Raw genomic sequence first — 10391 nt, forward strand, 5'->3', positions numbered from 1 at the left:
ACTTCATCTTTTTTTTTTTTTTTTTTTTTTTTGCGTTGCGCGGCGGGGCGGGGGGGGGCGGTCGCCGGGCGCCCCCCCCCCCCCCGCCCCCCCCCCCCCCACTACAGGGGACATTTTTCCGGTAAGGCCAATGCCGAGCATGGCTCGGCACTACAGGTGACGCATCAGGACTTCATGCGTTCCCAGAAGCCCTTCACACCATCGATGAAAGTCGCCGACTTCGGCGAGTGCTTGCGCGCTTCGTCGCCACTGAAGGTGGCTTCAAACTGCTCCAGCAACTTGCGCTGCTCGGCCGTCAGGTTGACCGGGGTTTCCACCACGACGCGGCAGTACAGGTCGCCTTCGGTGCGACTGCGCACCGACTTGACGCCCTTGCCACGCAGGCGGAACAGCTTGCCGGTCTGGGTCTCGGCCGGGATACGGATTTCCGCTTCGCCGCCCAGGGTTGCCACGCGGATCGCGTCGCCCAGCGCTGCCTGCGAGATACGCACCGGCACTTCGCAGTGCAGGTCGTCGCCATCGCGGGTGAAGATGGCATGCTCGCGCACGCGCACTTCCACGTACAGGTCGCCCGCCGGGGCACCAGCCGGGCCGGCCTCGCCTTCGCCCTGCAGGCGGATGCGGTCACCGGTGTCCACGCCTGCCGGCACTTTGACCGACAACACCTTGTCTTCTTCGATGCGACCGTTGCCGTGGCAGGTCTTGCACGGCTTGCTGATGATCTGACCGCGACCATCGCAGTTATGGCAGGCCTGCTGCATGGCAAAGATGCCACGCTGCACGCGCACCTGGCCGCGACCACCGCAGACATTACAGGTCTCGACCTTGCGGTCTTCCGAGCCGCTGCCGTCGCAATCACCGCACTCGGCCAGGGTCGGAATCTCGATGCGGCGTTCAACGCCAGCTACCGCTTCTTCCAGGTCCAGCTCCATCACGTAGCCGATGTCGGCACCGCGACGCGGCTGGCGCGGACCGCCGCCACCTCCGCCAAAGATATTGCCGAAGATGTCGCCGAAAATATCGTTCATGTCCGGACCACCCGGACCACCGCCACCACCGCCCATGCCGTGTTCAAACGCAGCGTGGCCGTGGGCGTCATACATGCGCCGCTTATTGCCGTCGGACAGGGTTTCGTACGCCTCCTTGCACTCCTTGAAGGCAGATTCAGCGGCAGCATCGCCCGGGTTGCGGTCCGGGTGGTGCTTCATCGCGCAACGGCGATAGGCCTTCTTCAGCTCTTCATCGGTTGCGGTGCGGGCTACGCCCAGTACTTCGTAATAATCGCGTTTCATCGGCACATGGTTTCAGAGTCGGGTTTTCGGGGTTAAGGACAGCAGCTGACTTGCAGATGCCGGAAAGGGATCCGGAACCCGGAACCGCAGTTCCGAATCCCGAATCCCCATTCACGATTCCCAGCCTTACTTCTTGTCGTCTTTGACTTCGGTGAACTCAGCGTCCACTACGTCGTCATTGGACTGGGCGCCGGCATCGGCACCCGCAGCCGGGCCCTGCTCACCGGCAGAAGCGGCGGCAAACAACGCCTGACCGGCTTCTTCCAGCGACTTCGACTTGGCTTCGATCTGCGCCTTGTCGTCGCCCTTCATTGCGGTTTCCAGATCGGCCAGTGCGGCTTCAACCTTGCCGATCACGTCGCCGCCAACCTTGCTGCCATGCTCGGTGATGGCGCTGCGGGTGGCGTGGATCAGACCGTCAGCCTGGTTGCGGGTCTGCACCAGCTCCTGGAACTTCTTGTCTTCTTCGCGGTTGGCTTCCGCGTCGGCGACCATGCGTGCGATCTCTTCCTCGGACAGACCCGAACCGGCCTTGATCTCGACCTTCTGTTCCTTGTTGGTCTTCTTGTCCTTGGCCGACACGTGCAGGATGCCGTTGGCGTCGATGTCGAAGGACACCTCAACCTGCGGCATGCCGCGCGGTGCCGGCTCGATGCCGGACAGGTCGAACTTGGCCAGCGACTTGTTGTAACGGGCCTGCTCGCGCTCACCCTGCAGGACGTGCACGGTCACGGCCGACTGGTTGTCCTCGGCGGTCGAGAAGGTCTGCGAGGCCTTGGTCGGGATGGTGGTGTTCTTTTCGATGATCTTGGTGAACACGCCACCCATGGTCTCGATACCCAGCGACAGCGGGGTCACGTCCAGCAGCAGCACGTCCTTGACGTCGCCGCCCAGCACGCCGCCCTGGATCGCAGCACCCAGTGCCACGGCTTCGTCCGGGTTGACGTCCTTGCGCGGTTCCTTGCCGAAGAACTCGGTAACAGCCTGCTGCACCTTCGGCATGCGGGTCTGACCACCGACCAGGATCACTTCGCTGATGTCGCTCGAACGCAGACCGGCGTCATTCAACGCAACGCGGCACGGCTCGATCGACTTCTTGATCAGCTCTTCGACCAGGCTTTCCAGCTTGGCGCGGGTCAGCTTGATGTTCAGGTGCTTCGGACCGGAAGCGTCTGCAGTGACGTACGGCAGGTTCACTTCGGTCTGCTGCGCGGACGACAGCTCGATCTTGGCGCGCTCAGCGGCGTCCTTCAGGCGCTGCAGAGCCAACGGATCCTTGCGCAGGTCGATGCCCTGGTCCTTCTGGAACTCTTCAACCAGGTATTCGATGACGCGGTTGTCGAAATCTTCGCCGCCCAGGAAGGTGTCACCGTTGGTGGCCAGCACTTCGAACTGCTTCTCGCCGTCGACGTTGGCGATCTCGATGATCGACACGTCGAAGGTGCCGCCGCCCAGATCGTAGACAACGATCTTGCGGTCCTTGTTGTCACCCTTGTCCAGGCCATAGGCCAGGGCAGCCGCGGTCGGCTCATTGATGATGCGCTTGACGTCCAGACCGGCAATACGGCCTGCGTCCTTGGTTGCCTGGCGCTGGCTGTCGTTGAAGTAAGCCGGCACGGTGATGACCGCTTCGGTGACCTTTTCACCGAGGAAGTCTTCGGCGGTCTTCTTCATCTTTTCCAGCACGCGGGCAGAGATTTCCTGCGGTGCCATCTTCTTGGCATCGCTGGTCTGTACCCATGCGTCGCCATTGTCATGCGCCAGGATGCCGTACGGCACGTGGGCGATGTCCTTCTGCACTTCGGCGTCGGTGAACTTGCGGCCGATAAGGCGCTTCACCGCGTAGAAGGTGTTCTTCGGGTTGGTGACGGCCTGACGCTTGGCCGAGGCACCCACCAGTACTTCGCCGTCCTTGGTGTAGGCGACGATGGAGGGCGTGGTGCGGTCGCCTTCCGAGTTTTCAATGACGCGGGCCTTGCCGCCGTCCATGATCGCCACGCACGAGTTGGTGGTGCCGAGGTCGATACCAATGATCTTGCCCATGGGGGACTCCTGAGTATTCGTTTGCCGGCAGCCGCCGGGGATGAATGGGATATGGGGAAGGACCTGATGACATTCAAGTCATCCCCGAAACACTGTTTGCCGGCGGCCGCGCCTGATTTAGGCAGCGGCCAGCCAGCGCGGCCGATCAGTCGGCCTGGGCCACCACAACCAGCGCCGGCCGCAGCAGGCGCTCGTTGAGCAGGTAGCCCTTCTGGAACACGGTCACTACCGCGCCCGGGGCCACGCCTGCCGGCGCCGGCACCTGGCTGATGGCCTGGTGATGCTCCGGATTGAAGGCCTGGCCGGCCGGGTCCAGCAGGACCAGACCGTTGTCAGCGGCTACTTTGAGCAGCTGCTTGTAGGTCAGTTCCATACCTTCGCGCAGCGGATTGGGCTCGCTGCCAGCGGCAGCCAAGCCTGCATCGAGGCTGTCGAACACCGGCAGCAACGCGCCAAGCAGCTTCTCGTTGGCGAACTTGCGGGCCTGGTCGATGTCACGGGCCACGCGCTTGCGCTGGTTCTCCAGATCGGCGCGTTCGCGCAGCGATTCGGCCTTGACCTGCTCCAGCTCGGCGCGCAGCGCCTCGATCTGGTCGTGGTGCGCGTCGTCACCGCCCATGGCGGCGTTCTCGGGGTCGAATTCAGTGTGCTCTTGGTTCATTTTCGGTTCCTTGGCGGATGTTCTGCCGCCTACCCCGACCCGTATGTGGGCTGTACCGAAAGTTTCAAGGCTCCGGCTCACTCCATGAGACGCATTGTTCCTAATCTGGGCCGGCCATCGCCTGTCCTACATTGACCTGCCCGGCCCGCATGCTAGCTTTGCGCGGCCCCTAGACCTGCCAGCCATGCTCAGACATCTATCGATCAAGGATTTTGCCGTTGTCCGCGCCACCGAACTCGAGTTCGGCCCAGGCATGACTGTCGTTTCCGGTGAGACCGGCGCCGGCAAGTCATTGATGGTGGACGCGTTAGGCTTCCTGTCCGGCCTGCGCGCCGACTCCGGCGTGGTCCGCCACGGCGCCAGCCGCGCCGAGCTCTCGGCCGAATTCAGCCTGGACGACGACGCCCCGGCGCGCAGTTGGCTGCGCGACAACGAGCTCGACGACGAAGAACAATGCCAGCTGCGGCGGGTGATCCGCGCCGATGGCGGCTCCCGCGCCTTCATCAATGGCCGCCCGGTCCCGGTGTCGCAGCTATCCGAACTGGCCGGCTTTCTGGTCGAGATCCACGGCCAGCACGACCAGCAGGCGTTGTTGTCGCGGCCCAGCCAGCTTGCCCTGCTCGACGCGTTCGCCCGCAATGAGGCTGAGCGCAGTGCTGTGCGCAGCGCTGCGGCGCAATGGCAGACGCTGCTGGACGAGCGCGATGTGCTGTCCCAGCAAGGCGATGTCTCCGACCGGATCGGCTTTCTTGAGCACCAGCTCGGCGAGCTGCAGCGCGAAGACCTGGAGCCTGCGGCGATTGTCGCGCTGGGCGCCAGCCACCGCCGCCAGGCCCATTCCACCGCACTGATTGAAGCCTGCCAGCGCGCCGGCGGCCTGCTCAATGGCGATGAAGACGGCCCTTCGCTGCTGTCGCTGTTGCAGCAGGTGCGCCACGAACTGGGCCGGGTCAGCCAGCACGACGCCCGCCTCGGCGAAGTCGACGCCATGCTTGATGCCGCCGGTATCCAACTGCACGAAGCGCTGGCCCAGCTGGACCGGGTCCAGGACGACCTGGACAGCGACCCGGAAGCTTTTGAAGACATCGAGCGCCGCCTAAGCCGCCTGCACGATCTGGCCCGCAAGCATCGCGTGCCGATGGAAGAGCTCGCCGCCACCCGCGACCGCCTCGAAACCGAGCTGGACCAACTACGCGGCGCCGACGAGCGCCTGGCCAAGCTGGCCGGCGAGATCGACAAGGCCGCTACCCGCTGGCAAGCCGTGGCCGCGATCCTTTCCAACAGCCGCCAAGCGGCCGCCGCCTCGCTCTCGAACACCACCACCACGCTGATCGGCGAGCTGGGCATGGGCGGCGGTCAGTTCCGGATCGAGCTGGAGCCGCAAGCACAGCTGCGCCCGGACCCGAATGGTGCCGAGCGGGTGGAATTCCTGGTCGCCGCCAACGCCGGCCAGCCAGCCCGGGCGCTACGCAAAGTGGCCTCGGGTGGTGAGTTGTCGCGCATTTCCCTGGCCATCGAAGTCGCCGCACTGGGCCTGGATGCAGTGCCAACGATGGTTTTCGACGAAGTGGACTCCGGCATTGGCGGCGCGATTGCCGACATCGTCGGCAAGAAGCTGCGCGCCTTGGGCGAGCGCCGGCAGGTGTTGTGCGTGACCCATTTGCCGCAGGTCGCCTCCAAGGGCCATGCGCATTACCGGGTAAGCAAGGCACCGGTGGAAGGTATAACCCAGAGCGCGGTTGAGCTGTTGGATGCCAAGGGCCGCGAGGAAGAGCTTGCGCGGATGCTGGGCGGTGCGGAGGTCAGCAAGGAAGCGCGGGCTGCGGCGCGGAAGCTGCTGACGGAAGCCTGAGGCCGGGAGGCTTTCTGGCTTTGGCTTTCTGGCTTTGGCTTTGGCTTTCTGGCTTTGGCTTTGCTTTCTGGCTTTGGCTTTGGCTTTTGGCTTTGGCTTTGGCTTTGGTTTTGGATCTGGCTTTGGTTTTGGATCTGGCTTTGGTTTTGGATCTGGCTTTTGGCTTTGGATCTGGCTGTGGCTTTGGATCTCGCCGTGGCTCTAAAGCCCCTCTCCCGCCTGCGGGAGAGGGGTTGGGGTGAGGGCAGCTCTTGGCTCTTGAGGCTCTGCTCCAAAAGCACCCCTCCCCAACCCTCCCCTTCGCTGCGCGAAAGGGAGGGAGCAGATCTCAAAGCGGAAGCACCTCCCGCTGACGCCTTGTCGGCGAGGCCCCTGCCGAGCATGGCTCGGCACTACAACGGCTCTGACAGTGCTTTGGGAAAGCCCCTGCCGAGCATGGCTCGGCACTACAACGACTCTGACAGTGCCTTGGGAAAGCCCCTGCCGAGCATGGCTCGGCACTACATCCAAGCGCTTGGCCTTTGGCAAAGGGCCGGACACAAACAAAAACACCGGCCATTGGCCGGTGTTTTCAATTCAGAAGCAACAGCCCAAGGGCCGTGCCGCCAAAACCTTACTTACGCTTCTTACGCACGTACAACACCAACGAGTGCTCTTCCAGCTCGAAACCGTGCTCTGCCGCGATCTTCCGCTGCAGCTCCTCGATTTCCGGGCTTTCGAACTCGATGATCTTGCCCGAGTCCACGTCCACCATATGATCGTGGTGGCCGCCACGGTCCAGCTCATAAACAGCCTGGCCGCCTTCAAAATTGTGCTTGAGGACCAGCCCAGCCGCTTCGAACTGGGTCAGTACACGGTAGACCGTGGCCAGCCCGATCTCATCACCGCAATCAAGCAACTGGCGGTAGATGTCCTCGGCAGTGAGGTGGTGGTGTTGGGGGGTGTTCTGTTCAAGCAGGGCAAGGATGCGCATCCGCGGATGCGTAACCTTCAGGCCGACTTTGCGCAGGTCATTGGATTCCATAGCCATCGTGTTCATTGGCGGTTTAACGCCAGTTATCTCCGGTCAGATCGCGCTGGGTGCCGGGGAGTGTATCATCGACCTGATTTCCTCAACTGCCCTACCTAATGCGCAACCTCCTGTTGATCGCCGTTGTCGCCCTGTCCACTACTGGCTGCGGCATCATCTACAAGCAGCCCATCTATCAGGGCAACCTGATCCGTGAACAGTCCGTGGCGCAGTTGCAGGTCGGCCAAAGCAAGCAGCAGGTCAATGCGCTGCTGGGCACGCCGTCCATCGCTGACCCGTTCCACGCCCAGCGCTGGGACTACACCGCCAGCCAGCGCGTGAACCGCTTGGGCAAGACCGAAGTGAAAAACTTCGTCGTGTTCTTCGAGAACGACCAGGTCACCCGCTGGGAAGGCGAATACTTCCCGACCCAGGACGGCGACCTGGCACGCAACAGCGTGCGCCAGTTCGGCCGCAACCTGGCCAAGGACAAGAAAAAGGGCCGCTGATCCAACGCAGCCGCCGCAAGATCAATCGCCGCCGCGCGCTCGCCGGCGGCGATTTTCTTTGGGGTCGGCCAGCAACGGGCGCAGCAGCTCCACCCGGTCACCGTCCTGCAGCAGCTGCTGCGGACGCACCAGCACGCCGTGCACCGCGATTGCCACCACCTCGGCAGCGCCATCCAGGGCCGCCTCGGCCACCGCATCGGCAACCGTGCAGCCCTCTGGCAGCTCCAGCTGACGCTGCTGGTAACGGTCCGGCCAGGCCAATACCACCTCTACCCGCATCGCTCAGGCTTCCTGATCGGCCACGCGCACGAAGTCGTTGACCATGCGATCGGCCAAACCCTGGAAGCCCAGCGCCAAGGCCGGCCCGAGCAGCCGCGAGGTCGGCTCGAACTCCAGCTCCAAGGTGACCTTGCAGGCACTTTCGGACAGGGAATGGAACTCCCAGCGGCCGTGCAGGCGCTTGAACGGGCCTTCGCGCAGCTTCATATCGATGCTGTGCGGGCGTTGCAGCGTGTTTTCGGTCATGAACCAGGTACGGAATGAACCCAGCCCCAGATCCAGCCGGGCAACCAGCCGCTCCTCGCCCTGCTCCAGAATTTCCGCCTTGTCACACCAGCGGAACCGGCCAGGATAGGCGGCGACATCGTTGACCAGATTGAACATGCGCTCGGCGGAGTGTTCGACCAGCGCGCTGCGACGAATGGTTGTCATGGCGATACAGATACAGAAAGTGTTCGGGAAGCCCCCGAATCGGAGACAATACGGAAATGAGCACGAAACAAAGCAAGGATAAAGCAAAGAACGGGACGGCCGACAAAACCATCTCGTTGAACAAGCGCGCGCGCCACGAATACCACCTGGAAGATCGGGTCGAAGCCGGCTTGGTGCTGCAGGGCTGGGAGGTCAAGGCGATCCGCGCCGGCCGCGGCAACATGACCGACGCCTATGCCTATGTGCGCGATGGCGAGATCTTCCTGATCGGCGCACAGATCACCCCGTTGATCCAAGCCTCTACCCACACCATTCCGGAAGACCGCCGCCAGCGCAAGCTGCTGCTGCACCGTCGCGAGATCGACAAACTGATCGGCCGGGTCGAGCGCGACGGCTACACGCTGGTGCCTACCGCGATGTACTGGAGCAAGAACAAGATCAAGATCGAGATCGCGCTGGCCAAGGGCAAGCAGAATCACGACAAGCGCGACACCGCCAAGGAACGCGACTGGGACCGTGAGAAGCAGCGCGCAATGCGTGCCCATAACCGCAACGCCTGATGTCTGCACCGCGCGCGATTCAGGCAGCCAGCGCGCAGGATGTGCAGGCGCTTTGTGCGCAGCTGCTGGCCTTCAATCGCAAGGCCAGCGGCAATAGTTTTGACGAGCTGCCACTGCAGCTGGCCAGCCACGACCAGCACGGAGCCCTGCGCGGCGGATTGCTCGGCGACATCTGCGCCGGCTGGCTCGCCATCCATGTGCTGTGGGTTGATCCGGAGCTGCGCAGCCAGGGATTGGGGAGCCAACTTCTGCTACAGGCTGAGCAACAAGCCAAGGCTGCAGGCGCGCACAGCGTTGTGCTGGATACCTTCGACTGGCAGGCCGAAGGGTTCTATCTCCGGCACGGTTATGAGGTTTTCGGGCGACTGCCCGACTTTCCACCCGGCCATGAGCGCATCTACCTGCGCAAGACGCTTTAACCCATCAGTATCCGACGCAGATCGCGCCGCTGGGCACCGGGCGACTGCAAGGCCGCGTACAGCACACTCAAGCTGACCACTTCGCTCAACTCAGCAACTTTGCGTTGATCACCGCCCAACCATTGCCGCGCATCCTCGGCAGCTTCCGGCGGCAGCAAGGCAAGAATTGCAGCATCGTCCAGACCATCAACCTGCAGTTGCAGCGCGCGCGCGAACCGCAACACCCGCGCTGTATGGACCAGCAGCTGAGCCAAGCCCAACGCCATCGCGACGACAGCTACCCGCTCCACCCCGGCGGCGGCAATCCCGGACCAAGACGACTGCAGCAACAACAGCAACACAGCCGCCAACAGATAGACGCCAAGCCAACGTCGACGCACCTGCCGCACCCAGCCCAGCAACCCGGCACAAAGCAGCAGCACCAGCGGCGCAAGCTGCGGCCAATGGCTGCGTCCAAGCCACGCCGTGATCAACACCACAACCGCCAGCACCAGATAGAACGTGACCGGCGCCAGCGCGCGCCGCCGAAACCCGGCCCCAACTCCACCAGCCAACAATCGCAGGCTGCGCAAACCGCGCTGCTGCATGACCACCCTCACCTGAACGAACTTGATGGCGGCCATGGTCCGGTGGCGGACGTCGCAGAAAGGTCGGCGCAGCGTTAAGTCTCACTCGGCGCCTTCAAGCTGATGCGACGTCGAACCTGCGAGTAGTTGTGAAGATAGTTGACTAGACTGGCGCCCCACCAAGGAGCTCTTTGACGATGGATCGCTGGTACACCGCAACACTGCTGTCGCTGATCGTTCACCAGATAGATGCCGCCTACTGGCACGAATGGGACATGTTCCATGTACCTGGCGGCATACAAGGCTTCCTGCTGTTCAACGCGCTGGCAGTTGGCCTGCTGCTCCACGGCTATCGGCAGGTCATTCTTGGCACGCCACAAGCAATACGCTACGCCCTGCTCTGCGGCGGCATTGGTGTTCTGACCGCCCTGCTCCATGCCGGCTTTGCCGCCGTAGGAAACCAGCAGTTCGGCCTGCCGCTATCCATCGCGACCATCGTCGCCTGTCTGGTAAGCGGCACCGGCCTTTTGCTAAAGGCCCGCCAAAACCCCAATTCACGCGTGTGACTCTTCAGGCTCTCCCCTGCAGCATTTGTCTTGCGAGCGAGGCCCTGGTCAGAACATCGTCCACAGCGCCCAATGAATCAACGCCTTTGCGCGGGGGGGGGGGGGCCCGTGGCGCGGTTAGGCCGAGGCGGGCCGCCCCCGCCCAAAAAAAAAAAAAACCCCCCACCCCGTACCGAGGGGGGGGGTTTGCCGGCGGTTTGTAC

General features: G+C 63.2%; 12 protein-coding genes. 5 read left to right on the top strand and 7 right to left on the bottom strand.

What is annotated here, in order from left to right:
• Positions 1-164 precede the first annotated feature (164 nt).
• The 3 genes from dnaJ to grpE all read right to left on the bottom strand — a co-directional run bounded on the left by dnaJ (position 165) and on the right by grpE (position 3996).
• Positions 165-1292 (bottom strand): molecular chaperone DnaJ, encoded by a 1128-nt coding sequence (gene dnaJ, locus ACVOLZ_RS21515; protein ID WP_481517911.1) that lies wholly within the window; start codon positions 1290-1292, stop codon positions 165-167.
• A 126-nt stretch (positions 1293-1418) separates the two neighbouring features.
• Positions 1419-3335: a molecular chaperone DnaK gene (gene dnaK, locus ACVOLZ_RS21520; RefSeq protein ID WP_481517912.1), complete on the bottom strand. Its 1917-nt coding sequence runs from the start codon at positions 3333-3335 to the stop codon at positions 1419-1421.
• A gap of 145 nt (positions 3336-3480) precedes the next feature.
• Entirely contained in the window at positions 3481-3996 is a 516-nt protein-coding gene (gene grpE, locus ACVOLZ_RS21525) for a nucleotide exchange factor GrpE (protein WP_481517913.1), read from the bottom strand.
• Between the two features lie 184 nt (positions 3997-4180).
• Here grpE and recN point away from each other — a divergent pair, with 184 nt between their 5' ends.
• Positions 4181-5848, top strand: coding sequence for a DNA repair protein RecN (recN, locus tag ACVOLZ_RS21530; protein ID WP_481517914.1), 1668 nt, complete (start codon positions 4181-4183; stop codon positions 5846-5848).
• A gap of 613 nt (positions 5849-6461) precedes the next feature.
• On the opposite strand, the gene fur is transcribed toward recN, so the two are convergent.
• The gene (fur, locus tag ACVOLZ_RS21535; RefSeq protein ID WP_282271992.1) at positions 6462-6872 is read right to left on the bottom strand and encodes a ferric iron uptake transcriptional regulator; all 411 of its coding nucleotides are present in this window, start codon (positions 6870-6872) and stop codon (positions 6462-6464) included.
• A 104-nt stretch (positions 6873-6976) separates the two neighbouring features.
• Between fur and ACVOLZ_RS21540 the strand changes: the two genes are divergently transcribed.
• Positions 6977-7366, top strand: a complete 390-nt coding sequence (locus ACVOLZ_RS21540) for an outer membrane protein assembly factor BamE (protein ID WP_481513581.1) — start codon at positions 6977-6979, stop codon at positions 7364-7366.
• Positions 7367-7387: 21 nt separating this feature from the next.
• Here ACVOLZ_RS21540 and ACVOLZ_RS21545 read toward each other — a convergent pair whose 3' ends face one another.
• Together ACVOLZ_RS21545 and ACVOLZ_RS21550 are read right to left on the bottom strand one after the other, a co-directional pair.
• The gene (locus ACVOLZ_RS21545) at positions 7388-7645 is read right to left on the bottom strand and encodes an RnfH family protein (protein WP_481517915.1); all 258 of its coding nucleotides are present in this window, start codon (positions 7643-7645) and stop codon (positions 7388-7390) included.
• Positions 7646-7648: 3 nt separating this feature from the next.
• Positions 7649-8077, bottom strand: a complete 429-nt coding sequence (locus ACVOLZ_RS21550; protein ID WP_481513579.1) for a type II toxin-antitoxin system RatA family toxin — start codon at positions 8075-8077, stop codon at positions 7649-7651.
• A 56-nt stretch (positions 8078-8133) separates the two neighbouring features.
• On the opposite strand from ACVOLZ_RS21550, the gene smpB reads away from it, so the two are divergent.
• Positions 8134-8637 (top strand): SsrA-binding protein SmpB, encoded by a 504-nt coding sequence (gene smpB, locus ACVOLZ_RS21555; protein WP_481517916.1) that lies wholly within the window; start codon positions 8134-8136, stop codon positions 8635-8637.
• Positions 8637-9056 (top strand): GNAT family N-acetyltransferase, encoded by a 420-nt coding sequence (locus ACVOLZ_RS21560; RefSeq protein WP_481517917.1) that lies wholly within the window; start codon positions 8637-8639, stop codon positions 9054-9056. The genes smpB and ACVOLZ_RS21560 overlap by 1 nt, the downstream gene beginning before the upstream one ends.
• Here the strand turns inward: ACVOLZ_RS21560 and ACVOLZ_RS21565 are convergent.
• Complete coding sequence (locus ACVOLZ_RS21565; protein ID WP_481517918.1) at positions 9053-9679, bottom strand: hypothetical protein; 627 nt, start codon at positions 9677-9679, stop codon at positions 9053-9055. The genes ACVOLZ_RS21560 and ACVOLZ_RS21565 overlap by 4 nt on opposite strands.
• A gap of 140 nt (positions 9680-9819) precedes the next feature.
• Here ACVOLZ_RS21565 and ACVOLZ_RS21570 point away from each other — a divergent pair, with 140 nt between their 5' ends.
• Positions 9820-10188, top strand: a complete 369-nt coding sequence (locus ACVOLZ_RS21570; protein WP_481517919.1) for a DUF6713 family protein — start codon at positions 9820-9822, stop codon at positions 10186-10188.
• Positions 10189-10391 lie beyond the last annotated feature (203 nt).

This window comes from Stenotrophomonas sp. STEN020 (assembly GCF_056760195.1).